Annotated in this window: 25 protein-coding genes and 1 pseudogene; 16 read left to right on the top strand and 10 right to left on the bottom strand. The window is 56.4% G+C overall.

What is annotated here, in order from left to right; all coding sequences use genetic code 11:
• Nucleotides 1-128: 128 nt before the first annotated feature.
• A complete protein-coding gene (locus NC979_RS10645; protein ID WP_190520459.1) occupies nucleotides 129-419 on the bottom strand; it encodes a hypothetical protein in 291 nt (96 codons plus the stop codon).
• A gap of 64 nt (nucleotides 420-483) precedes the next feature.
• Nucleotides 484-1,050, bottom strand: coding sequence for an MgtC/SapB family protein (locus tag NC979_RS10650; RefSeq protein ID WP_199308894.1), 567 nt, complete (start codon nucleotides 1,048-1,050; stop codon nucleotides 484-486).
• A gap of 266 nt (nucleotides 1,051-1,316) precedes the next feature.
• On the opposite strand from NC979_RS10650, the gene NC979_RS10655 reads away from it, so the two are divergent.
• From NC979_RS10655 to NC979_RS10710, 12 genes and pseudogenes are all read left to right on the top strand, one after another.
• On the top strand, nucleotides 1,317-1,778 hold the full coding sequence (locus NC979_RS10655) for a protein tyrosine phosphatase family protein (protein WP_190520461.1): 462 nt from the start codon (nucleotides 1,317-1,319) through the stop codon (nucleotides 1,776-1,778).
• Nucleotides 1,779-3,017: an NAD-dependent epimerase/dehydratase family protein gene (locus tag NC979_RS10660; RefSeq protein ID WP_190520463.1), complete on the top strand. Its 1,239-nt coding sequence runs from the start codon at nucleotides 1,779-1,781 to the stop codon at nucleotides 3,015-3,017.
• Nucleotides 3,018-3,060: 43 nt separating this feature from the next.
• Nucleotides 3,061-3,642, top strand: coding sequence for a beta-class carbonic anhydrase (locus NC979_RS10665; RefSeq protein WP_190520464.1), 582 nt, complete (start codon nucleotides 3,061-3,063; stop codon nucleotides 3,640-3,642).
• A 109-nt stretch (nucleotides 3,643-3,751) separates the two neighbouring features.
• Complete coding sequence (locus tag NC979_RS10670; RefSeq protein ID WP_190520466.1) at nucleotides 3,752-4,702, top strand: sulfurtransferase; 951 nt, start codon at nucleotides 3,752-3,754, stop codon at nucleotides 4,700-4,702.
• 90 nt (nucleotides 4,703-4,792) lie between these two features.
• The gene (locus NC979_RS10675) at nucleotides 4,793-5,011 is read left to right on the top strand and encodes a hypothetical protein (protein ID WP_190520468.1); all 219 of its coding nucleotides are present in this window, start codon (nucleotides 4,793-4,795) and stop codon (nucleotides 5,009-5,011) included.
• Between the two features lie 24 nt (nucleotides 5,012-5,035).
• Nucleotides 5,036-6,223 carry a YeeE/YedE family protein gene (locus NC979_RS10680; RefSeq protein ID WP_190520469.1) on the top strand — a complete coding sequence of 396 codons (1,188 nt, stop codon included), beginning with the start codon at nucleotides 5,036-5,038 and terminating at the stop codon, nucleotides 6,221-6,223.
• A gap of 362 nt (nucleotides 6,224-6,585) precedes the next feature.
• Nucleotides 6,586-7,353 carry a hypothetical protein gene (locus tag NC979_RS10685; protein ID WP_190520471.1) on the top strand — a complete coding sequence of 256 codons (768 nt, stop codon included), beginning with the start codon at nucleotides 6,586-6,588 and terminating at the stop codon, nucleotides 7,351-7,353.
• A gap of 260 nt (nucleotides 7,354-7,613) precedes the next feature.
• Complete coding sequence (locus NC979_RS10690) at nucleotides 7,614-8,006, top strand: GFA family protein (RefSeq protein WP_190520473.1); 393 nt, start codon at nucleotides 7,614-7,616, stop codon at nucleotides 8,004-8,006.
• A 92-nt stretch (nucleotides 8,007-8,098) separates the two neighbouring features.
• The gene (locus tag NC979_RS10695) at nucleotides 8,099-8,425 is read left to right on the top strand and encodes a DUF433 domain-containing protein (RefSeq protein ID WP_190520475.1); all 327 of its coding nucleotides are present in this window, start codon (nucleotides 8,099-8,101) and stop codon (nucleotides 8,423-8,425) included.
• A gap of 5 nt (nucleotides 8,426-8,430) precedes the next feature.
• A pseudogene (locus NC979_RS10700) lies at nucleotides 8,431-8,760 on the top strand (DUF5615 family PIN-like protein).
• Nucleotides 8,761-8,977: 217 nt separating this feature from the next.
• Nucleotides 8,978-9,655, top strand: coding sequence for a cadmium resistance transporter (locus NC979_RS10705; protein WP_190520477.1), 678 nt, complete (start codon nucleotides 8,978-8,980; stop codon nucleotides 9,653-9,655).
• Between the two features lie 76 nt (nucleotides 9,656-9,731).
• Nucleotides 9,732-9,926 (top strand): hypothetical protein, encoded by a 195-nt coding sequence (locus NC979_RS10710; protein WP_242024065.1) that lies wholly within the window; start codon nucleotides 9,732-9,734, stop codon nucleotides 9,924-9,926.
• 12 nt (nucleotides 9,927-9,938) lie between these two features.
• On the opposite strand, the gene NC979_RS10715 is transcribed toward NC979_RS10710, so the two are convergent.
• Genes NC979_RS10715 through NC979_RS10730 form a run of 4 tightly spaced genes read right to left on the bottom strand, consistent with a single transcriptional unit; the run spans nucleotide 9,939 to nucleotide 12,498 of the window.
• The gene (locus tag NC979_RS10715) at nucleotides 9,939-10,628 is read right to left on the bottom strand and encodes a phosphatase PAP2 family protein (RefSeq protein ID WP_190520479.1); all 690 of its coding nucleotides are present in this window, start codon (nucleotides 10,626-10,628) and stop codon (nucleotides 9,939-9,941) included.
• A 16-nt stretch (nucleotides 10,629-10,644) separates the two neighbouring features.
• Entirely contained in the window at nucleotides 10,645-11,175 is a 531-nt protein-coding gene (locus NC979_RS10720; RefSeq protein WP_190520481.1) for a DUF7980 family protein, read from the bottom strand.
• 49 nt (nucleotides 11,176-11,224) lie between these two features.
• Complete coding sequence (locus NC979_RS10725; RefSeq protein WP_190520483.1) at nucleotides 11,225-11,695, bottom strand: HAD family hydrolase; 471 nt, start codon at nucleotides 11,693-11,695, stop codon at nucleotides 11,225-11,227.
• Entirely contained in the window at nucleotides 11,692-12,498 is an 807-nt protein-coding gene (locus NC979_RS10730; RefSeq protein ID WP_190520485.1) for a sulfite exporter TauE/SafE family protein, read from the bottom strand. Before NC979_RS10730 ends, NC979_RS10725 begins: the two co-directional genes overlap by 4 nt.
• 578 nt (nucleotides 12,499-13,076) lie before the next feature.
• Here NC979_RS10730 and NC979_RS10735 point away from each other — a divergent pair.
• Together NC979_RS10735 and NC979_RS10740 are read left to right on the top strand one after the other, a co-directional pair.
• Nucleotides 13,077-15,728, top strand: coding sequence for a hybrid sensor histidine kinase/response regulator (locus NC979_RS10735; RefSeq protein ID WP_190520487.1), 2,652 nt, complete (start codon nucleotides 13,077-13,079; stop codon nucleotides 15,726-15,728).
• 46 nt (nucleotides 15,729-15,774) lie between these two features.
• The gene (locus NC979_RS10740) at nucleotides 15,775-16,461 is read left to right on the top strand and encodes a type 1 glutamine amidotransferase domain-containing protein (protein ID WP_190520489.1); all 687 of its coding nucleotides are present in this window, start codon (nucleotides 15,775-15,777) and stop codon (nucleotides 16,459-16,461) included.
• A 179-nt stretch (nucleotides 16,462-16,640) separates the two neighbouring features.
• Here the strand turns inward: NC979_RS10740 and NC979_RS10745 are convergent, their stop codons facing one another.
• The gene (locus NC979_RS10745; RefSeq protein WP_190520491.1) at nucleotides 16,641-19,070 is read right to left on the bottom strand and encodes a PAS domain-containing hybrid sensor histidine kinase/response regulator; all 2,430 of its coding nucleotides are present in this window, start codon (nucleotides 19,068-19,070) and stop codon (nucleotides 16,641-16,643) included.
• 1,020 nt (nucleotides 19,071-20,090) lie between these two features.
• Between NC979_RS10745 and NC979_RS10750 the strand changes: the two genes are divergently transcribed.
• The gene (locus NC979_RS10750) at nucleotides 20,091-20,447 is read left to right on the top strand and encodes a hypothetical protein (protein ID WP_190520493.1); all 357 of its coding nucleotides are present in this window, start codon (nucleotides 20,091-20,093) and stop codon (nucleotides 20,445-20,447) included.
• Between the two features lie 250 nt (nucleotides 20,448-20,697).
• On the opposite strand, the gene NC979_RS10755 is transcribed toward NC979_RS10750, so the two are convergent.
• On the bottom strand, nucleotides 20,698-21,297 hold the full coding sequence (locus NC979_RS10755; RefSeq protein ID WP_190520495.1) for a tetratricopeptide repeat protein: 600 nt from the start codon (nucleotides 21,295-21,297) through the stop codon (nucleotides 20,698-20,700).
• A gap of 196 nt (nucleotides 21,298-21,493) precedes the next feature.
• Here NC979_RS10755 and NC979_RS10760 point away from each other — a divergent pair, with 196 nt between their 5' ends.
• Complete coding sequence (locus NC979_RS10760; protein WP_190520497.1) at nucleotides 21,494-21,892, top strand: DUF5335 family protein; 399 nt, start codon at nucleotides 21,494-21,496, stop codon at nucleotides 21,890-21,892.
• 176 nt (nucleotides 21,893-22,068) lie between these two features.
• Here the strand turns inward: NC979_RS10760 and NC979_RS10765 are convergent, their stop codons facing one another.
• Nucleotides 22,069-23,043 (bottom strand): aldo/keto reductase, encoded by a 975-nt coding sequence (locus NC979_RS10765; RefSeq protein WP_190520498.1) that lies wholly within the window; start codon nucleotides 23,041-23,043, stop codon nucleotides 22,069-22,071.
• A gap of 224 nt (nucleotides 23,044-23,267) precedes the next feature.
• On the bottom strand, nucleotides 23,268-23,678 hold the full coding sequence (locus NC979_RS10770) for a MerR family transcriptional regulator (protein WP_190520500.1): 411 nt from the start codon (nucleotides 23,676-23,678) through the stop codon (nucleotides 23,268-23,270).
• Between the last annotated feature and the right edge of the window lie 155 nt (nucleotides 23,679-23,833).

Raw genomic sequence — 23,833 nt, forward strand, 5'->3', positions numbered from 1 at the left:
CTTTAGGCCAAGGGCTGAGCCGGTCATCTAGGGTTCCCCCTTTGGCCGTTGGGTTTGTTGTGCCCCGCAGTGAAACCCTGGGTTGTGGTGAAGAAAACTTAAAGTCGTCTGTGCCCCGCTGGCGCTGTTTAGTAATGCCAGCCGTCGCCATCGGGGTTGCCTTTGCCCTGAATGACGAGGGGATATTTTTGCAGCTGGCTCAGCCAGCACTGCACCGCGTTGAGTGGGCCAGATAGCTCAACTTCTAGGGCCGTCGATTGGGCCGAACTGCTGATCGAGAGCGTGGTTGGCTGCCCAGTTAACGCAATGGCTCGCACCACGACCCGACAGCTTTCGGCCAGCTCTTCAAGCAGCGTTTTAACGGAGATTTGGGGAGAACCGTAAATTCTAAGCCTGAGCTGAGTTTGGGGAGTTGTCATGGTGCGTAAACCAACGGAAACAACAGGTGAAAATCGTTGAGGACTAGGAATAGTGAAGGTGCGTCTAGTCATCTTGGGAGAAAAGCAGTGGGTGAGCGCGCCGATCAGTTGGAGCAGGTGACGGTGCGTCGGCAGAACGCTTTTTTGATGAGGGCGATCGTCGCCCCAAACGCACGGCGATCGGCCGGTTGGCCTGCTTGACACCGCTGAGCACCAGCAGCATGGCCGCAGTGCCCACCACGGCGAGTTGCCAATAGCCCAGACCAATGGCGGTGCCGAGGGCGGCTGTGGCCCAAATTGCCGCCGCTGAGGTGAGCCCCTTAACCTTGCCCCGGTGGGATTGCTGCAAGATTAGCCCCGCCCCAATAAAGCCCACCCCAGTGGCAATGCCCTGGATGGTGCGGCTGAGGGCGTTTACGGAGGAATAGTCTTGGGGGATCTGAAGGGGCAGCAGAATAAACAGCGTTGCCCCCAGACTAATCACCATGTGGGTGCGCACTCCAGCAGAGCGGTTGGTGCCAGTCCACTGGCGCTCGAAGCCAATCAGCCCGCCGATGATGACGGAAAGCCCGACTCGAAAGATCAGGTTGAGCCAGTCGTTGGCTTCGATATAGCCAGCCTGAATCGCCAAAATGCCGCCCCCGTCACTGCATACACCGAAAACCCGGTAGGTTTACCGGTGATTGATTTGTGTTTGACAACTATGGCATGACATCAAATAATTTTCAATCAGATTGCAAACATTTTTTGTTTCATGTACGATTCGGATGCGTTTGCCAAGCGCACTACGAAGCTCTCCGCTAGTTTCTTCGTAAGCGCCTAAGTATTTGTGGAGCACTGGTTGCCTAGAGGCACATCCATGCGTCGCTTCTTGTTTCCTGTTGGAGAAAGCAGGCTATGACAGACCCTATTCGCCCAGTGAATGATGATTACAGCAGCGCCGGTCAGCTCACCCCAGAGCAGATTCGGCAAGCGGCCCAGCAGGGGTTTCAGGCGGTGCTAAACCTCAGGTCGCCCCACGAACCCGGTACGCTGCCCGACGAAGCCGAGCAGGCCGCCGCCGCTGGTTTGGGCTATGCCCAGGCCCCGGTAAGCCCAACCACGCCGGAGGGCGACCCCCTCAACGCTGCCCTGGCTGCGCTGGATGGTCTGCCTAAGCCAGTGCTGATTCATTGCCGGGGCGGCGGACGGGCGACGGCGGTGGCGTTAATTGCGATCGCCAACCAAGAAAAGCTTTCCCGTGACGCATTCCTAGAGCAGGCCTCCGCCCACGGGCTGGGGCCAGAGCAACCGCAGATTCAACAATTTTTGCGCGACTATTACGGCGCCCCTGTACCTGACCAGCAGGAGGTTGGGTAGATGGTGGTTGCCAACGGTCAGACCTCGACCCAGCCGCTCAAGGTGTTTATTTTGGGTGGCGACGGGTTTTGTGGCTGGCCCACAGCCCTGCATTTGTCGAACCTGGGCCACGAGGTCGTCATTCTCGACAACCTCTCTCGGCGCAACATCGACAACGAGCTCGAAGTCAACTCACTCACCCCGATCGCACCCCTCGGAGTCCGCCTGGCCACCTGGAAAGCCCTCACCGGGCGTGAAATTCCCTTTCACCGAGTCGATATTGCCCAGGATTACGACCAGCTCCTGGGTCTGATTCAGCAGTATCGCCCCGATGCGGTGGTGCACTTTGCCGAGCAGCGGGCCGCTCCCTACTCGATGAAATCGCCTCGCCACAAGCGCTACACCGTGGACAACAACCTCAACGCTACCCACAATCTGCTCTGCGCCATCGTCGAGTCGGGGCTCGATATCCACGTCACCCACCTCGGCACCATGGGGGTCTACGGCTACGGCACGGCGGGCATGAAAATTCCCGAGGGCTACCTGGATGTGGAAATTCCCACCGAGAGTGGGGAGCGTATTGCCCAGCGGATTCTCTACCCAGCGAATCCGGGCAGCGTTTACCACATGACCAAAACCCAGGATCAGCTGTTCTTCTTTTACTACAACAAGAACGACGGCGTGCGCGTTACCGACCTGCACCAGGGCGTAGTTTGGGGCACCCACACCCGCGAAACCCGTCAGGACGAGCGGCTGATCAACCGCTTTGACTACGACGGCGACTACGGCACGGTGTTGAATCGCTTTCTTATGCAGGCGGCGATCGGCTACCCCCTCACCGTCCACGGCACCGGTGGCCAAACCCGCGCCTTTATCCACATTCAAGACACCGTGCGCTGCATTCAGCTGGCGCTCGAAAACCCGCCCAGCCCTGGAGAACCGGTGAAAATCTTTAACCAGATGACCGAAACCCACCGGGTTCGCAACCTGGCCCAGCTGGTCAGCGACCTCACCGGAGCCGAAATCACCTACCTCGACAACCCCCGCAAAGAAGCCGCCGAAAACGACCTCTTCGTCGAAAACCGCTGCTTCCTCGAACTGGGCCTAGAACCCATCACCCTCAGCAAAGGGCTGCTGCTAGAGGTGACCGAAGTGGCGGAGAAATACGCGGAGCGTTGCGATCGCAGCAAAATTCCCTCCACATCCAAATGGGTAAGACGTGGAGAGCAGGGAGCGCAGAGTACCGGAATAACCCACTAACCTCCTACCCATCCACCCTTCACCCCTCACCCCCAACTCTCCCATGTCCCAAACCCTCCAAGCCGTCCTCGCCGCCAACAAGACCTACGCCGCCGACTTCGGCGACAAAGGTAACCTCCCCATGCCCCCCGGTCGCCGCTTTGCGGTGCTCACCTGCATGGATGCTCGCCTCGACCCGGCCAAGTTTGCCGGGCTGAGCGAGGGCGATGCCCACGTGATCCGCAATGCCGGGGGGCGGGCCAGCGACGACGCCATTCGCTCTCTGGTAATTTCCTACAAATTGCTGGGCACCCGCGAGTGGTTTGTCATCCACCACAGCAACTGCGGCATGGAAACCTTTACCGATACCGTGATTCGCGGGCTGTTGGCAAACAGCCTGGAGACCGCTAAGGTCGATGCCGATGGCTGGCACGACGTGGGCCAGGGTCTAGGCTCCAATGAGGGTGACTTCATTAACTGGCTGACCATCTCTGACCAGGCCAAAAGCGTGGCAGAAGATGTGGCCCGCATTCGCAATCACCCGCTGGTGCCCGCCAACATCCCCATTTACGGCTACATCTACGACGTGAAGACGGGGGAACTGGTGGAGGTGCCGGAGGCAACGGCGGTAGGGGTAGGAATTTAGGGGTAAAGGGTGGGCAGCTAGGCGGCATTCAACGTTCAAAACTTTGAGCACCCGTCCACCCCCTTACCCCTCACATTGACAATCAATCAACACAAAGGAGACACGTTCAATGCTTAAGCAACTACAGCGCTGGAAAATCCAGCTGGCTGCCTTTTTGGCGGCGATCCTCGCCGTAGCGACCCTGCCAGGGTTGGTGCAGCCCGGTGCAGCGGCAACAACTATCGATTTTGTCACCCCTCAGTGGGTGGCACAGCATTCGGGCGATCGCAGCCTGCGCATTCTCGATGTGCGTACCAACCCGCTCGACTACATCAGCAGCCACATTCCCAGCGCGGTGAACATTGCCGAAAACACCTTCCGTGGCCCTAATGGCCGTTTGCCGGTGCAGTTTTGGGAGCAGCAGAAAATTGAAGCGCTGTTTCAAGAGGCCGGGGTCAACAGCGACAGCCATGTAGTGATTTACTCCGAGGGCAACAGCATTTTGGGCAGCACCCAGGTGGCCTACCTGCTAGAGCGAGGCAGCTTTGGCGGTGAGGTTTCGGTACTCGACGGTGGCTTCAAAGCCTACAAAGATGCCGGTCTGCCGGTGACGAAGGAGTTTCCTGAGTATGCCAAGGGCAACTTCGCTTTGGAAGACAACAGCGACATTCGCGTATCGCTCGACGAAGTGCGATCGATTGTGCGTGACCGCAGCGCCCGCGTTACCTTTATCGACCCACGCCCACCCGCGCTGTTTGCCGGTGAAGAAGACTTGTTCATCCGCAACGGCCACATTCCCGGGGCCAACAACCTTCCCTGGCCCAGCTTTACTGTGGGTGAAGCCAACTTTCACCAGCTCAAGCCCCTCGACGACATTCGCGCGCTGCTGGCCCGCCGAGAAATTACCCCCGAAGACGACATTATCGTGACCTGCAGCACCGGACGCGAGGCATCGCTTCAATACGTGGTGCTCAAGCATCTGCTGGGCTACCCCAACGTGCGTTTGTACGAAGGGGCTTGGACAGAGTATTCAGCCCAGCCTGACTTACCCGTTGCCACCGGGCAAGATCCAAACGTTTAATTGCGCTTATCGGTTGTAATGCGGTGGCCTTTTCCAGTTGGACGAAACAACGGGAAGGGGCCACCCAATGTTGAAGGAATCTATTAATTTATGCTGTTACGCCTATTGCTGCTTGCCAGTGTGCTCACCCCGCTCAGCCTGGGGGGGCATAGTTTTTGGTCGGTTACCCACGGGGCTGCTGGTAGTGACACCGTTGATCCGGTTGCCTCCTGCGCCCCTACCCAGCCCGACGACGATGACGAGGCTGATGAAGACGAAGACGAAGACGACAAAAAGCCGCGCCGCCCAACTCGCGGGCGATTCTCTTAAACTCCCTACCCTGACGCTGACGCTATGTCCCCGATTGGTAACTTAACGGCATCGCCATGGTCAAAAACCGGCTCCAGAGGGCCATCGCAATCGCTGTGGCTTTATCTGCTGCTGGCTGTGGTGGTGGCGATCGCTGCTAGCTTAATCCGCTTTGGCTGGCGGCAGAGCCTGCTGTTTTTGATCGGCACTCTGTTTGGCCTCACCCTTTACCACGCCAGTTTTGGTTTTGCGTCGTCTTACCGGCGGCTGGTGGTGCAGGGCGATGGCCAGGGGGTGCTGGCGCAGGTGGTGATGCTGGCGCTGGCGACGGTGCTATTTGCCCCCATCTTGATGGGCGAACTGGGTCGGGGGTCGCTGGCTCCCGTTGCGCTCCAGGGGGCGATCGGGGCGCTGGTGTTTGGGGTGGGCATGCAGTTGGGCAGCGGCTGCGCCTGCGGCACGCTCTATACCATTGGCGGCGGCAGCTCAATGATGCTGTTTACCCTGCTGACCTTTGGCCTTGGGTCGTTTTTGGGCACCTTGACCAACGGCTTTTGGCAGGGGTTGCCCCAAACCGAGCCCGTGGCGTTGGTGACGCTGTGGGGTTGGGGCGGGGTGGCCTTGCAACTGGGGCTGCTGGGCCTTTTGGGAATTGGCCTATGGCGCTGGCAGCGGCGGCAAGGCCATGAAACCCTGGCGCTAAAACCGCTGCTGCACTGGCGATCGCTGCTCTACGGTCCCTGGTCGTTGGTGACTGGGGCGGTGGTGCTGGCCCTGCTGAATACACTGACTTTGCTGCTGGCCGGTCGGCCCTGGGGAGTGACCTGGGGGTTTACCCTCTGGACGGCCAAGCTGGCCACCCTGCTGGGCTGGAATTCGGCCAGCAGCGAGTTTTGGAGCCAGGAGACGATCGCTGAGGTACTGCAAGTCAGCGTTTTTGCCGATATCACCTCGGTGATGAATGTGGGCATTGTGCTGGGGGCTGCGATCGCCGCTGCGATCGCTGGGCGTCTCACGGTACGGCAGCCCCCCTCGCGGCTTGCGGTGCTGGCGGCGTTAATCGGTGGCCTGATGATGGGCTATGGGGCCTGGTTGGCCTTTGGGTGCAACGTCGGCGCGTACTTCAGCGGCATTGCCTCCACTAGTCTGCACGGCTGGTTGTGGATCGTTTTTGCGCTGCTTGGCACGCTGCTCGGGGTTAGACTCAGGCCGTTATTCCAGCTCTCCAACTGATAAGGCTGGTCTCCCGCAGCTATCGTTTTTCACTCAGCGCCAGCCTAGGCCAAGCCCCAGGGTTCTTGAGGAATCCTGGGGCTTGACGATCTATGGGGTTACTCTAGCCGCAGGGTTTTGGTCATGATTACCATCCATATCTCGACTAAGACACCAGTGTTTTAGGGTGCTGTATGTTGCAGTTTTAGCAACCACAACCATTCAGCAACCGTTTCTACTTACGGTAGCAACAGGTTCAAGTCGTATTCTTTGGCAGATCGGTTATCGAAGGATGTGGGGTGATGCAGGTTAAACGAGTCATATGTGGGGCAGTTGGGTTATCAGTTGCGATCGCCAGCAGTAGCCATGCTCATTTCCAGCCCTTGTCCTCATTCTCCGTTATTGGACGCCCAGCGATCGCGTCATCGCAGCCCATCGTTGTGGTTGAGCGCGTGGAATCACCTCGCACCGTTGCTGCTCCCATCCAAAACGTGTCGGAAGAGATGCGATCGCCCCTTGACATGGGCAGCCTTCCTAATGCGCTAACCGCTGCGGTTTTACAGGATGCTCAAGAATGGTTCAACATCACTGAACTGATGCTTGAAATGGCTCCAGATGCACCAACCGATATCGGTGTCGAGGTTGAATTGATTGAACCGGTTACCTGGAACGAATGTAGGGGTGATTCTGGCCCCTCCCGCCCCATGCGTGGCATCTGCCCTGACATCAATGTATCTGGGTGGCGAGTGGTTGTTGTAGGACAGGGGTTCTCCGAGCCGCTCCGTTTGGTTTACTACATCCCGCAAGGGGCTGAAGTCGGTCTTTGGACACCTCAACCGGATGGGTTGCAAAGTCTGTCAGAAGCCGTACGACGGCGAATTCTTACCCAAGTCGCAGAGGAAGCTGGAATTTCTATCTCCAGTTTGCGCCTGTTCTGGGCAGAGGCGCGTTTCTTTGACCGCTCTTTGAATACTCGTGAAGGTACCCCCAGCTGTGGCATGGATATTCGTTCAGGGTGGGCGGTGCAAATCATGGTCGATCAAGCCATCTCCGGCACGTCGATACAGCAACCTCTCTGGGTCTACCACACCAACATCACGGGTACTGATATCCGTCTGGTTAGCCAGGGTCAGTGGATGCCACCTCCGTGATGGTGCCAACTATGGTGATACTGAGTGAGAATTAGCCAACAAAGCCGTTGCACACCGACCGCGCGAAGCTCCTTTCAGTGAGTTCGAGCAGTTTTTGTGTCAGGTGAACAAGGGCGTTAACAGCCATTGTGTGTACTACCGTAGGCTCGGCAGCCCTCTTTCTCTCAACAGTGACGGCGGGCGCCAAATACACCGTGGGAACTGTATTAGTTCTGGCTGTTGTAGCTATTCCGATCGCTTGATTCTGGAGGAGACGCAGCATGGAGCAATTCACTGGCGGTTGCCTGTGCGGCAACGTTCGGATTGTGGCAACGGGACGCCCGTACCGGGTCGGTCTTTGTCACTGCCTAGACTGTCGTAAGCATCATGGGGCTCTTTTTCACGCTTCTGCGATTTTCCCTCAAGATGCAGTAGCGATCGCCGGCGAAACCCGCGACTATGGCGGGCGGTTTTTCTGTCCCCACTGCGGCTCATCCGTTTTCGCCCGCACCGCAGACGAAATCGAAGTGTACCTAGGCTCTCTAGATGCCCCTAACCAACTGACACCGACCTACGAAAATTGGATTATCCGTCGTGAGTCTTGGCTGCCGTCGTTTCCGCTCACGAGACGATATGAGTGCGATCGCGACCCCACAAGTCGCTTTGAAGAGTAGGTCGCGCGATCAGATTTCCACCTTCAAAGTATCGTAGACTCATAGCCGTTACCTACAAAGCACTTGCGCCTATTGAGCGATCGGCCCAAGCGATGACTCTCCAAGAACTGCAAGCTCATCTTCTCGCCCTAACCCCCGCCGAAAAAGCTGAAGCAGTACAGCTTTTAGTGCAAAGCCTCAGCAACACTTGGCCCGGCATCGAAAAAACACCTGGCATTGTCGGCGGCGATGCCTGCATTACCGGTACCCATATTCCCGTTTGGGATTTGGTGCAGTATCGCCGCCTGGGAGCCACCGACGCCAAAATTTTGGAAGCCTATCCACAACTCACAGCTATTAACTTAGCCAATGCGTGGCACTACGCCGACATCTATCAGGCTGAAATCGAGGCGGCCATTCGTGAGAATGAGGCCGCTTAACCTTGGTGCGTCTTTATGCTGACGAACAGTTCCCGTTTCCGGTGGTTCAACGGTTGAGAGTCTTAGGCTATGACATTCTCACGGTGCAAGAGGCTGGGCAAGCCAACTAACGCATTCCAGATGAGCAGGTTTTGCAGTTTGCAGTGAGTCAGAAGCGGGCCGTGATCACGCAAAATCGGCGAGACTTTGTCAAGCTCCACAACCAATCTTCTGTCCATGCAGGCATCGTTGTGTGCTCTAAAAACTTAGATTGGGATGCGTACACCACTCAAATTTATCGTGTCTTAAGCTGCCAAGACAACATTTTGGGTCAGCTTCTGCGCGTTACCAAGTAGCTAGATCGCAATCAGAAATTGCCAATCAGCCCTGCAAAAATGACCCGTTTGGGTACCGTCAATGGGCTAAGACACTGTGGTAGAACCTTTGTCAGATAAGGGTTTTAGCCTTTGCGCTGCATCTATAACTTCAATCTATCAATTCCACAAAAAATAGCGTTTGCTCTTATTTTTCGCTCCCCGTAAATTGAGGGTGCTCATCCTTCAGGGGTTACATATGGACTGGATTGTACCGACCGTTATGCTTGGGTTGGCCACCGCTACGGCCACCACCTTTGATGACAACATCTACTTGACGATGTTTTTTAGCAAAACCAACCGCACCTTTCGGCCGCGTCACATTGTGGTAGGCGAGTTTGTAGGCTTTACCGGGCTAGTGGGCATTAGCCTAATTGGTTACTTTGCCGGGCTAATGATTCCTCACATTTGGATTGGTCTATTGGGCTTTTTGCCCATCGCCATTGGCGTCAACGCCCTGCTCAGCCGCCAAACCATTGCCGAAGACGAAACCGTAGATGTGTCAGTGGCCAACCCCACCCATCCCCACTACCGCCAGGTGCGCCGCCAGTCGCTGTGGCACACCCTGCGCGACCCTCAAACCTATCGGGTGTCGGCGGTTACCCTGGCCAACGGCGGCAACAACATCGCTATCTACATTCCCCTATTTGCCAGCAGCACCCTGCCGCGCCTCAGCATTATTTTGGCGGTGTGCTATGCGGCGATCGGCCTGTGGTTGACCTTGTCTTACAGCCTGACTCGCCAGCCCCAGGCGGCCTTTGTGATGGCCAACTACGTGCGGCGCGCGTTTCCCTTTGTGCTGATCTGGCTGGGTTCTTCGATTGTGCTCGAAAACGGCAGCTATCAGTTGCTCTATGCTTTGGCTCCTGGGTTGTAGCGGACGGCGGAGGTAGGGCGTGGAAGTTGTGGATGGGTAGATGGGTGGACGAGTGGATGAGTTGTTGAAGATGGTTATGGAGAATCGACGAGAGGGATTGTTTGAGCAAGGATGTCGCGATCGCGATGCGGGCCTGCTGCCTCAAAGCACCAACGATGACTATTGGGATGGCTATCGCTCTGGTCGGCCAACAGGGCTAGATGAGGTAGTGCGCTACTTTCCCACCGTTGAGGCATTTTTGGCTTGGCGAGCGCAGAGAGTAAACGGGTGAGTAGCGCTTGCCCTAGCGGTTTTGAACGGGCCGACCACTGGCCTTAGTCAGTAGCTCCGGTAGTAGCGGTAGCCAGCGAAACATAGCCTGATGTAGGCTCAGCGCCCAGGCGGCAGCCAGCAGCCAGCCCCCCAAAATATCGCTTGGAAAATGCACCCCCAGGTAAACCCGGCTAGCCCCAATGCAAAGCACAAACAAGCCACCCAAACCCAGCAGCCAAGGGCGCTTAGGACTATCCCAGTTGAGCAAAATGAGGGCCAGCACAAAGGTCATCGAGTAGGTGGCGTGGCCGCTCGGAAAGCTGAAGTCGGTGTGGGGCGGAATGCCCTCCCAGAGAGCGGGACGCACCCGATGCCAGAGCACCTTGGCAACCTGGTTAAGCTCGGCGCTGCCCGCCATCACCAAGGCCAGGTAGCTGGCCGGTTGCCAGTTGCGATGCCAGAGGCCTAGAGCTATCAGCCCCAGGGAAGCGGGCAGCACGCCCCATTTGGTGCCTAACTTAGTGGCGATCGCCACCCCCTGATTTAGCTCTGGAGTAGCGTAGCGGTGCAAGTGCAGCAAAAAGGCTGCATCCCAAGCGGGCAGAGCCGGGTAAGCCGCCACCAGCAGCCCTAGGCCAATCAAAATCACCAGGGCCAGCAGCGGTAAAATGACTCCCAGCCAGAGGGTGCTGGGGGCTGAAGATCGAGCAGAATGTTCCATTTGAATAGAAATTAACTTAGGCCGAAATCCAGGTCATGAGCCAGTCGGGTAGCACAGCCCTGAGATTAGTGAGTACATCACCCGTGAGAAAATCGGGCACATCGAGGATGTGCAGCTGTAACAGCACCACGATCGCCAGGGTATACAGCGTGGATGTGATCAGGCCATTGCGCAGTGAGTGAGCACTGGTGCTCTGCCCATCTTTTTGCAGCGCGGTGACCGCCCCCTGCTGCATGAGCATAAAGCCGACGACGTTAGTCAGCCAGTAGCCCAGCCCGGTCATGGGCACCAGGGTATTGGGAAACGGGCGGCTGGCCAGATAGCCAAAACCCAGGGCCAGGGGTAGGTTAATTACCAAATCATTCCACCAGCACAGGGGTGAGAGCAGGTAGCCAACCACCACTAGGCTGCCGCCCCACAGTCGCCGCAGCCAGGGGGCTGTCGACTGTGGGGCGGTGGCTACGGGGGTGCTGTCTGCGACGGCGTAGGCAGCAGGTGCTAACTCGGTATCAGAATTTAACTCGGTATCGGACTGAAGGAGTGACAAGGGGTTCATCCTAACTAAAGAGCTGACGTTAAGTAGAGGAGCTGCAAAACTACGATCGCAAAGTAGCCACCAGTCGCCGAGGCTGACGCAGCAGCTCCAGGGCGTCCAGAATGCTGGTGGAGACAACGTCGGCCGAAACCAGGGTTTCAACCGCGCCCCCTTCGGACTGCACCAGGGCAATACCCAGGGCGGCGGCCTTGAGCATTTGGCCGTCATTGCGGCCGTTGCCGATCGCCACTACCCGCTCGGTGCCCAGATCGCTAACGTAGGCCAGCTTGGTTTCGGCCTGATTTTCGGGTGGGGCAATGGTCAGACTGAGGGGCAGACCCGCCAGTTCGTCTTGGGCCAGCCCAAAAGTGTCGGCGGTAATCACGTGAATCTGCAACGCCTCAGCGATCGCCGCGAGGGTTTCGCCCACCTGGGGAATGAGGCGACCGTCTGTGGCCAGAGTGCCGTTGTAGTCTAAAACGAGATCAGACAGCTGAAGATGGCGAAAGCCGGGGATGTTGATGTCGATCATGGGCTTAGCAACAATCTCAGGGCAAGAGCGATCACGGTGACAACATAGATGCGGCGGAGCCAGCGATTGGGCAAGCGCAGCACCACTCGGCCTCCCAAAAACGCGCCCAGAAACATCACAATACCTAACAGCAAACCCAGACCAAAATCCACTAGCCCCAGGTAGATAAATACCAGAGTGGCTACCAGTGAAGAAAAAATATTTACTAATTTGCTGGTGGCGATCGCCTCAATAAAGCTGTGACCGAAGCAGCTCACAAAGGTAGCGGTCAGCAGGGTGACGTAGCCGCCGCTAAACAGCCCGCCGTAGATAGCCAACAAAAACGTGGCCAGGTAGCCGATCGCCATCTCCAAGGTAAAACGCTGGGCTGGGCTGGGCTGAAGGCCCCGATCGCCTATCGTCAAAGAAACCCCAACCACCACCAGCATAGAGGCGGCAATGAAGGGCGACAGGGCGCTGGTGGGCAACTGCTGAAGCAGCATTGCTCCCAGAGCAGAACCCATCAGGGTGAGGCCAATTAGCCCCGGAGCGCGGAGGCTGTCGAGTTTGCTTTGGCCCACAAAGGGTAGGGTAGCGCCGACACTCATTAGAGTAAGGGCGGCCATGTTGGTGGCGATCGCCACCTGCGGCTCTACCCCCGCTTGCAGCAGTGCGGGCACCGTAATCAGCGAGGTGCTGCCGGTCACCATGCTGATGGCGCTGGTGATAAAAAACACCCCCACCAAGAGCGCCAGCACCGTCGGAGAAAGCCCCAGCCCGCCTGAGCTGAGCCTGACCTGACCTGCGATCGCAACATCAACCATGCCGAGTCCGCACAAACCACTAAAAACCCATCGGGTTACCGGTGTTTCCTCAAAAACTATGCCACAGTTTCAGCACACTTTCAATATTTTTGAGATTCAAACAGGTTTAACCGGCTGTCTCGCCTAACCATCACCAACGTCCATTGGGGCAGAACAGATTTGCCGTAGGGGCATTGCAGTGCAATGCCCCTACCAGAGAATTTTGCTGATCAAAGTGTCTTCATTAGATCAACTGCTGCAATATCGCTTAGAAGTTGTTTCAAAGCTCTGTCTTGGTAGAAAAGCACGATTTCTGAAACGCCCTCTTGACGAAAACTTTAGGAGTTTTTTGCTGAATAGACGATTTTGCTGCTGTAGTTCAGCTTGTTGAATAGGGTTATGTCGGTAGCGATCGCCCAGCACCGCCAGTGCAAATACTTAATTTATGCCTGGAGATATATGACTAAAGTAACTCGCCCTCTCAAGCTAAAGCTAGCTGAAAAAACGCTGGGGCAGGCTTGGTTAGAGGTTTTTAGATGGGAGCTGTGGGCTAGGAACAGCTTGCGATCGCCCTAAATGCTTCATACCGTTAGGCTGCTATGAACGTTCGGCCTTATTTGCGTCCTAAAACTTATGGCATAGCGGTTTTGAGCGTGACGATGGCGCTCCTGCTGATGGGGTTACTGAATCCGGTAGCCGACATGGCTACAACCCCATTTTTACTGTTTTTTGGATCGGTGATAGTCGCTGCCATGTGGGGCGGCGTTGCCTGCGGGTTGCTGGTTACGGGGTTAGCGGCCTTACTCAGCAACTATTTTTTTATGACCCCAAATGGTGGTCTGAGCTTAGATGCTCCAGCCATTATCCGGACCCTAGTCTTTGTTACGCAAGGGGTTGTTCTGAGCCTGCTGTGTGGCTCGTTGAGATCGGCCCGCGATCGCTTAGAGCACAGCTCTCTACAGCTGCAAGAAAGTGAGTTTTCTCTGCGCCACACCAACCAGTGGGTGACGGCTATTTTAGAGAGCGTTACCGACGGTTTTTATGCTGTTGATTTGCAGTGGAGGTTTGTGTACATCAACCCCCAGGCTCAGCACCTGTTCAACCGTCCTCTGGATGTGCTGCTAGGGCAATCAATTTGGGAGGTGCTGCCAAATTTAGAGGGTAGCGCCATGGGGGAATCGTTTCAGCGGGCGATGACAACTCGACAGCCGCTGATCGTTGAAATCCCAGGGGTAGCGCACCCCAATCGCCTGTTTGAAATGCACATTAACCCCCTGGAAAGCGGGTTGGCTATCTATTTCCGCGATGTGACCGATCGCAGAAATAGTCAGCGTCAGCTCTACCAGCAAATGCAAATGCTTGACCTGGCTAACGACAGCATTATTATTCAAGATCTCGATACGGCCACCATTACCTACTGGAACCAGGGGGCCGCGCGGCGGTATGGCTGGTCGGCGGCGGAGGCGATTGGGCAATCGACCACAGATTTACTCAAAACCGTTTTGCCAGAGCCCATGGAAGCGATTCGCGAGGCCATTTTGCAGGAGGGCTACTGGGCAGGGGAGTTGATGCAAACCACCCGCGACGGCCGCTCAATTATCACCAACAGCCGCTGGACGCTGCAATCTACCCCGGCAAATGAGCCCGCCGCCGTTTTAGAAATTAGCTCTGATGTGACTGAGCAAAAGCAGGTGGAGGCGGCCCTGCGCAAGAGCGAACTGCACTTTCGCACCCTAGCCAACTCCATGCCGCAGATGTTTTGGACGGCGCTGCCCAATGGCCAGCTAGAGTACTGCAACCAGCGTTGGTACGACTACACGGGCCTGACCCCGGCCCAGAGTTTTGCCCAGGGCTGGCTGGCGGTGCTGCACCCAGACGATCGCGATCGCGGCCAGGCTGCCTGGGACGAGGCGCTGCAAAAAGGGCTGCCGCTGGCCCTAGAAACCCGGCCACGGCGGGCCGCCGATGGTCAATATCGCTGGCACTTGGTGCGGGCGTTTCCCCTACGGGATGAGCGGGGGGAGGTGCTGCGGTGGTTTGGCTCATCGACGGATATTCACGACCAGAAGATGGCGCTGGTGGAGCGCGATCGCGCCTTGGCCCAAGAGCGCGTCGCCCGGGAAGAAGCCGAGGCGGCCAACCGCATCAAAGACGAGTTCTTGGCGATGCTCTCCCACGAGCTGCGCACGCCGCTGAACCCAATTTTGGGCTGGGTCTCGCTGCTGCGATCGCGCCCCCTCGACGAGACTACCCGCACCCGCGCCCTTGAAACCATTGAGCGCAACGCCAAAGTTCAAGCCGAGCTGATTGAAGATCTGCTCGATGTGTCGCGCATTTTGCGCGGCAAGCTACAGCTTAATATTCAGTCTGTGATGCTGTCTGACGTGGTGCAGGCCGCCCTAGAGACCGTGCAGCTCGCGGCCCGAGCCAAGGAGATCACCCTGATCACCAAATTTGACCCCGACCTAGGAAAGATAGCGGGCGACCACAACCGCCTCCAGCAGATCGTGTGGAACCTGATCTCCAATGCCATTAAGTTCACCCCCAAGGGTGGTGCCGTCACCATCGGCCTGCGCCGAGATGGTAGCTATGCCATTATTGAGGTGGCCGACACTGGCCATGGAATTAGTGCCGATTTCCTGCCCCACGTGTTTGAGCGGTTTCGCCAGGCTGACAGCAGCAGCACCCGGGCCTTTGGCGGACTCGGTCTGGGTCTGGCGATCGTGCGCTATCTGACAGAGCAGCACGGCGGCGAGGTGTCGGTGACTAGCCCAGGACTGGGGCAGGGGTCAACTTTTACGGTGCGACTGCACTTGGCCACTACAGCCTCACTCTCCCCAACGAGCGCCCCCCCCGGCGTCATCAGCTTCACCGATCGGCGGGTGCTGGTTATAGACGACGATCTCGACTCGCTGCACCTGTTGACGGCCTTGCTAGAAGGCTACGGCATGGAGGTGCTGACCGCTAAATCTGCTGAGGAGGGCATGCACCTGATCGAGCAGCACCATCCCGATCTTCTAATTAGCGACATCGGCATGCCCGAGAAGGATGGAATTATGCTGATTCAGGCCCTGCGCCAGCGGCCAGCGGCAGAGGGGGGGCTGACCCCGGCGATCGCCCTGACTGCTTACGTCGATGGGCAAACGCGCGATCGCGCGATCGCCGCCGGGTTTCAGCGTCACCTGAGTAAACCCCTCGACCTAGAGCAACTGGACCAGGCCCTGGCAGAGCTGCTCGGCGGTAGCGGCTAGGTCCACCTCTACTTCACCGCCGCCCCAACTCTATTTAAGGAATAACATGAAAATTTTGATGATTTTGACCTCTCACGACCAGCTGGGAGACACCGGCAAAAAAACCGGCTTCTGGCTAGAAGAATTTGCGGCCCCCTACTATGTGTTCAAAGATGCTGGGGCCGATATTACCCTGGCCTCACCCCGAGGTGGGCAACCGCCGCTAGACCCCAAAAGCGACGCCCCTGACGCCCAAACCGAGGCTACCGATCGCTTTGGCCAAGACCCTGAAGCCCAACAGGCCCTAGCCAACACCGCCGTGCTGTCTATGCTGTCAGCCACCGACTACGACGCCGTGTTTTATCCCGGTGGCCACGGGCCGCTGTGGGATCTCGCCGCTGACACCCATTCCATCGCCCTCATTGAGGCCTTCTATGGGGCGAATAAGCCCTTGGCCGCTGTGTGCCATGCCCCTGGGGTGCTGCGTCATGCCAAAGCACCCGATGGCTCGCCCCTAGTGCAAAACAAAGGCGTAACCGGCTTTACCAACAGCGAGGAAGCCGCCGTGGGCCTGACCGATGTGGTGCCCTTTTTGGTGGAAGATATGCTGAAGCAGAACGGCGGCAACTACTCCAAAGCTCAGGATTGGCAGACCCACGTGGTCCACGACGGTCTCCTAATCACCGGGCAAAATCCAGCCTCCTCGGAAGCAGTGGCCCAAGCCCTGCTGCAAGCGCTGAGCGTCGCTCGGTAGGGGAAGGGCTGGGGGTGCGATCGGGCCAGGGTCAAGGTTTGAGGCTCCCGATTTGTAGGGGCGTAGCATGCTACGCCCCTACGGGATTCCTGATTATGAATCGGGGTTTACCAAATCGGAACTGAGGCGCGAATTTGGGTGAGGGCAAACGCCGTTGGCCCCTACGAAGGACGTCGAATTTACGAACGAGCCTGAGTAAGTTCGACCACGGCCTGCACCAGCTTTTCGAGATCGAGGGGTTTGCTGAGGTGGCGCTGATAACCGCTGGCCAAAGACTGCCGCTGATCTTCGTCGCGGGCGTAGGCGGTGAGGGCGATCGCCGGAATGTCTCCACCCTGGTCTGGGGGCAAAGCGCGCACCCGGCGAATCAGTTTATAGCCATCCATTTCGGGCATGCCGATGTCGCTGATCAGCACGTCGGCATGCATGGTTCTGAGGGCGGCAAGGGCTTCGCTGGCCGAGCCGGCGGTAATCACGTTGGCCCCGTACTGCTCTAGCAGCACCGTCAAGAACTCACGGGTGTCGGCTGAATCGTCTACAGAAAATACTCGAATGCCGCTCAAATCAAGGGCTGGTTTGGGCAGGGCAGCGGCGGATCCGGTGTTCGCCTCTACCGACAGCTGAGGGAGCCGAACGCTGAAGGTGGCCCCCTGCCCCTCGCCAGGGCTGCGGGCGGTAATAGTGCCACCGTGAACATCGACTAACTGGCGCACGATCGCTAGCCCCAGCCCTAGCCCCCCATGCCTGCGAGTAATGGAAATATCCTCTTGCCGAAAGGACTCAAATAGGTGAGGCAAAAACTCTGGGCTAATGCCAATTCCTGTGTCGCTGACGCTAATTTCGGCCTGGTTATCGACGGATTGTAGAGTGACGGTGACCTGGCCGTCGCTAGGGGTGAATTTGATGGCGTTAGAGAGCAGGTTGCTGACGATTTGCTGGAGACGCGCGGTATCGCCTGCCACTTGAATGGTTGGCTCCAGATCGAGCTTGAGGGCGATGGTTTTAGCCGCTGCCGAGGTCTTCACCGTTTCTACGGCCGCTTCGACTATGCCAGCTAAGTAGACCGGCACCGGGTTGAGGTGGAGCTTGCCGCGCAAGATTTTGGCCAGATCGAGCAGATCGTCAACCAGCTGGGTTTGCAACAGGGCGTTGCGCTCAATGGTGGCGAGGGCCTGGGCGGTTTTAGCCGCATCGAAGCTGCGGGTTTGCAGCAGCTTGGCCCAGCCCAGAATGGGGTTGAGGGGCGATCTCAGCTCGTGGGAAAGCACCGCCAAAAACTGATCCTTGAGTCGGTTGGCCTGCTCGGCCTCTTCGCGGGCGATGCGCTCGCGCTGGAGCAGTTGCTCACGCTCGTGCTCGCTCTGTTTGAGCGCGGTAATTTCGATAAAACCTGCGATCGCCCCTCGCACCTCGCCGCTGGGAGCGTAGAGAGGCACTGCTTTGCCATAGATGTAGCGCACCGTGCCGTCGGGGTAGACAAACTCAATTTCATCGGTGACTTCCTGCCCAGTGCGAATGGCCTTTTGCATCGGCAGATCCTGGGGCAACAGTTCTTGTCCCTGTTTGTACTGCTTGAATGGCATGGGACTGTCGCCGGCCCACGAGGACTCGGCGGGTAGCGCTCCCGGCTCCGTCTGCATGAGCTGATGGGCCATGCGGTTGGCGGTCATCTGGCGGCACTCGACGTCGTGGGCAATCCAAATGGCGGCGGGGGTGGTTTCCATCAGGGCGGCCAGTTCTTCGGCCTGGGTGCGGGCAATGGCTTCGCTGCCGATCAGGGCTTGTTCAAAGCGCTTTTGCTCGGTGACGTTGATGGCAATGCCGGTCATGCGAATGGGGTTGCCCGCTGTGTCGTAGAAGGTCTGCCCCCTGACCATGATCCAGCGGCGGCCGTCCTCAGGGTGGCCAATGCGAAAACTGACCTTCAGGTTTTTGCCCCGCTCAATGGCCTCACGGACTTTTATCTCAACGTGGGGGCGATCGAGTGGTGAGATGCTGGCCAGCCAGTTGTCGTAGGAGGGCTTTACCGTCAGGTCCAAGCCATAGAGGTGATAGTACTCCTCTGACCAGGTAACGTGATTGTTGACCATGTCCCAGTCCCACAGGCCGGCCTCAGCGCCCTGTTGAGCTAGGCGCAGCTGCTCTTCGCTCTTGCGCAAGGCGCCCTCCGTCGAGGGGCAATGGGTGGGCTGACCAGTAACAAATACTCCGCCGATTTGGCCAGCCTCATCCCAAATAGGGCTACAGGCCCAGTGATGCAGGGTAGCACCTTGCATAAAGTCGAAGGACTGCGATCGCCCGTTGGCAAACACCTGCTCAATGGCGCTGCCTGCCGCTCCCCAGCCGTCAATGGCGTTTAGGGGCTGTCCTTGGGCATTAGCCGGTAGCAATGGGGCGCAGGCCGAGTTGTGCAATAGGATGCGACCGCATCCCCAAAGGCAAGCCATGGGCGTCTCGGCGCTGAGCACAATGCCCAAGGTTGTCTTGAGGGCAGGGGGCCAGGTGGCGGCATCGCCCAGCGGGGTCTGTGACCAATCGCGCGATCGCAGCAGCGCGGCTAGCGGGGCGGGGCCAGCAAAAACAGCTTGGGTGGTTCCCTGAAGGGACATTATATTCTCCCGTAATGCCTGTGCACCTTGCGCCAGCGGCCCTCAACCCTAAAGGAATATAGCGGCTCTGCAATGCAACGCTGTAGCAGTGAATCACCGCTTGGTTGAATCAGTGCCTGAATGGTTTTACTGACCCAAGTCTGGTTCAACCACAACTTCCTTGACCAAAGAACTGAACCACTAGGCCTGTATCGTTAGCTATAGCTGCGAAACTACAGCTATGACTGATAGTCATCCTTTTTATAGAAAGGGTGATCTATCTTAGGGTAGAAACCTTTTTTACTTTTAATTACGTTGACCAACTCAAGCAATTCAATATTGGCTTCTATTAAAGTCAGTTGGGTAAACAAAGCGTTAAAAATACTCGCTGTAAACACTCAACTCAAATGCGCTGTCAACTACAGCCATTATCTTTGTATAAAAGCTTGCCTTTGACTATGTAACTCATAGGAGGTTAAAAAACCTTTGTTATTACCTTTGCTGCCGGGTTTTTCCTATGCTTTCCTTAAGAAAAGAAGTTGCTTAGGTTAAAAACTTTCTCTCTATCACCTTATCTTTAAACGAGTCTTTCAAATTTAGAGATTTGGTTTTTACTAAAAGGGATAAATTTTAAGAAGAATATTCACAATTAGGTAGTAAGTAACAGCTTGGCTAACTACCCTATTCGGGGAGTTAAAAAAATAATTTAAATGCTCCCTTAATGTCTAAAGCAGAAGGTTATTAACATAATCTTAAACGCGAGGAAAGAGTATACAGGAGCTGAGAGCTTACAAACAACCTCTTCCCGTGGTTGTCCAAAAAATATAGCAAAAGACAGAGGTAAATGTCGTTAGGCGTATATCTCAGGAGCGATGTTGAGTTACTGCCGTTGCCCTAGTGTTGTAATGCTAGAGCCAAAAGTGCAGCGAACTATACCATAAGGTTTTGCCGAAAGGCTAACCAAAAAATACCTTTGGTTGCCTTCACAGCAGTTTTGGTTTTGAAGATAATTTGCAACAATTAAGTTGAAAGGATAATTACATGGAACACGTTCTACGTCGCCTAAATCGCAACCTGGCTCGGATTTCTATGGTGGTAGTAGCCTCGCTGTTTTTGCTATTAGGGATAGCTAATCCGGCAATGGCTTTCGGCAATTCCGGCAGTAGCCCCTCTGATGGCACCACCCAAATGAATAATCTCCAGGAAACGTCAGAGCGTGCCCTTGATGCTGAGCCTCGAAACCAGCAAGAAGTTCGGCGTAAAGCCCAGCAAGGCCCTAATGAAGTGCAAGGCGATGCTGACCTGCACACCATGAATTCCCCCTCAGATTCTCAATCTGCCACCACCGTGCAGGATCAGATTGAAAACGTTCTGGAGAAAATTACTCCCGGCAACTAGACTCCGTTGGTACCAGCGATGTCTTGAGCTACAGTCTAATGCCTCAAATCCCTCTCCTTGAAAAAGGAGAGGGATTTTTTTAAGCTGGCCAATCTGTAAATGTACTGCACCTAGCAAAGTCTCCCCATCTTTACCAAGTGCAGCCTATGAAGCTCATGGTTAAGGACTTTAGAGGGTTGGTTCCTCCCAAGGGGGAGAAGGGGAGGCAACGACAAGCAATTTTCAGAGAACTCGGTGGCTGTCTGTCAAGCTAGCTAGCTTGGTGACTGTGAACGATGTCTTGGCAAAGCCGCTGGAGGTTGGAGTGAGACCCAGACGCTAGGGCTGGCTGAGCGACCCGGCGGTAGCTGCGGTGGGCCTCCTTAGAGCGCCCCAAGCGCTGTAGGGCAACGCCGCGAAAGAGCCATGCTTGGCTGTGCTTGGGGTTGAGCCAAAGGGCGCGATTGCAGCAGGTGAGTGCGTCCTCTAGACGGTTGAGCCAGATCAGCACTACGGCTTTTTGTACCAACAGTCGAGTAGTGGCAAACCCGGCTAGGGTTTGAGCCTGCTCTAAGCTGGCCAAGGCATCTTCGTAGCGGTTGAGGCAGGTAAGTGCCTCGGCTCGGTTTTGCCAGCTTTCGACATCGTGGGGTTGTAGGGCTAAGGCATGCTCAAACAGCTCAAGGGCGTCCTCAAAGCGCCCCATCTCTAAGCGAATCTTGCCGAGCTCACACTGACCCATGGCAACGGTTTCGTTGTCGCAGGGAGGTAGCGCCCTGGGAACGGTGGCCAGAGACCGGCCTTGAGGTAGCGTTGCATTGGATCGAAGGCCAACGGGTGAGATTTGGCGATCGCGAACCATAGTTTCCATAGCTTTGTCCTTTTCCTAGAGGGAATCGGTGCATTTCAAGTAACGGTAGTTAGCGGTTGTGGCAATTTTGTGTCAGTGGCGTCTCAGTCCCGTCTCGTCGGTGTTGCCCAGGCAGATTTAGCCCTTTTGTCATAGTCTTGGCACAGCAATGACACACGAAAAACCTACTCTGAACACCATCGTTAGGAGGTAGACGATGGATCTGGAACTGTCCTGTAAGCGATATCAACTCGATATCCCCCACGGCATTTGGCAAGAATTTTTTGCCCAGCTCACCGATGAGCACCGGGGCCGGTTGATTACGTTGAAGCAATTAGATCAAGAACTGGGCGACTTTAACGTGCTGTATCAGAAGCCGCTGTTTTCGATCACCTACGACCAGCCCGACCACAGCAACGACCTGATGGTCACGGTCAACCGCTTTTTGGGCACCCGTGAGGCTGTTTATGCTCACCGCATTGTGTCTCCCCAAGCCGTCAGTATCGTTACCGATGAAGATGGGGCAATTCAGTCTTGCACCATTACTGATGAGGATTATGCCCAAACCGTCATTAGTTTTCAGTTCCAGCGGCTGAGCCCAACCGGCAGGTTTTAGGACCACGGTTCACTAACGTTTTTGAAAAGGGGTGCTCGAGCCATCGGGCACCCTTTTAGATTTTGTGGGCAGTTTAACCAGGCAGTGGTTTAAAAAATTTTGCGATGGCAGGGGGAATCAACAGATGCCCCTGCCCCTTAAACAGGAGAAGTTAAGGTGAGTTTTGGCAGCACCGCTTAGCGGTTGACAGTGCTCATGTCGGCGTAGCGATCGCCTACGGCGGCACCTTGAGGAGCCACAGCGTTAATGCGATCGAGTTCGGTCTGGGACAGCTCAAGTTCCACTGCCGCCACGTTTTCTTCGAGGTACTTGCGGCGCTTGGTGCCGGGGATGGGCACCATGTCGTCGCCTTGGGCCAGCAGCCAGGCCAGGGCTAGCTGAGCGGGGGTGACGCCTTTTTCGGCGGCGATCGCCTTCACCTGATCAACCAAAGCCAGGTTCTTGACAAAGTTTTCACCCTGAAAGCGGGGGGCATGGCGGCGATAGTCGTCGGGGGCAAAATCGTCGGGGGTTTGAAAGGCACCGGTCAAAAAACCGCGCCCTAAGGGGCTGTAGGGCACAAAGCCGATGCCCAGCTCACGCACTGTTGGCAAAATGTCGTCCTCCGGCTCCCGGCTCCAGAGGGAGTATTCGGTTTGCAGCGCGCTGATAGGGTGAACAGCGTAGGCGCGGCGAATGGTGTCCGGGGCCGCCTCTGACATGCCCAAGTAGCGCACTTTACCCGCCTGCACTAGCTCGACCATTGCCCCGATGGTGTCTTCAATGGGCACCGTAGGGTCTACCCGGTGCTGGTAGTAGAGGTCAATTACGTCGACCCCGAGCCGTCTGAGTGAGTCATCGCAGCACTGCTTGACGTAGTCGGGCTTGCCGCTGACGCCGCCCCAGCCGCCCTCGGCAGTGCGCACATTGCCAAACTTGGTGGCCAGTACCACCTGATCGCGGCGATCTTTGATAGCGCGGCCCACTAGCTCTTCGTTGGTAAAAGGCCCATACATGTCGGCGGTATCGAGCAGGTTGACGCCTAGCTCGAGGGCACGGTGCAGGGTGGCGATCGCCTCCGCCTCATCGCGATCGCCGTAGAACTCTGACATGCCCATGCAGCCGAGCCCAATGGCAGAAACTTCTAGTTGACCTAATTTACGGGTTTTCATGGCTTAAATCCTAGTTGACGTGTTCTGTTTCAAAATCGTTCTTCCCTAACTCCCAAAATTGGGAAGTGGGATGCTCAAACTTCCGCAGCACAGATCCAGTGGACCGGCTGCGAGCGGTGAAACTTGAAGGCTTAGACCTTTTGTGTGATTAGCAAACTGGCGAAGATCTGCGCTCCTGCCGCCCTATCCACTGCTGGTAAGGGCTTGACCGCAAAGATTATGCGTCAGGCAGAGCGGGTCTGTTCAGATGGGTTGAGTGAGTCATGGATGTTTGCCTCTAGTTCTGAATAGTGCTGAATCTTCCAGTCGATGACGGCCAGGTTGTCTTGCAGCTGCTGAATTTGGGCCAGCACTGCTTCACGGTGAGATTCCAGGATTTGCCGTCGGCTGTGGAACCCAGTGTCGGGCTGAGACCTCACCAGCTCTGCGTACTCCTGCATCTGACGAATGGGCATTCCCGTCAGGCGCAGCTTATTCAAAAACTCGATCCAGCGGAGGTCGTTGGCTGAGTAACGCCGATGGCCGCTAGTGGAGCGACCAATGGGCGCAATCAGGTTGCAGCGCTCGTAATAGCGCAAGGTGTAAACGCTAAGCCCAGTGGCAACGGCGACCTGCTGAATGGTGAGTTCTTCCATATGTGCACGTTAGAGGTTAGAGCGCACTCTAAGTCAAGCAGAATTTTTCAAATCTGTCTGGTTTGATCTGGGGCGAGGGTGCTTGCCCTGAGAAATCCGTTTGCCAACCATCGCTTCATCAAAACAAATGCCATTTGCCCTACCTAGGTGCCCGT

It is taken from the genome of Leptolyngbya subtilissima AS-A7 (genome assembly GCF_039962255.1).
Classification (GTDB): Bacteria; Cyanobacteriota; Cyanobacteriia; order Phormidesmidales; family Phormidesmidaceae; genus Nodosilinea.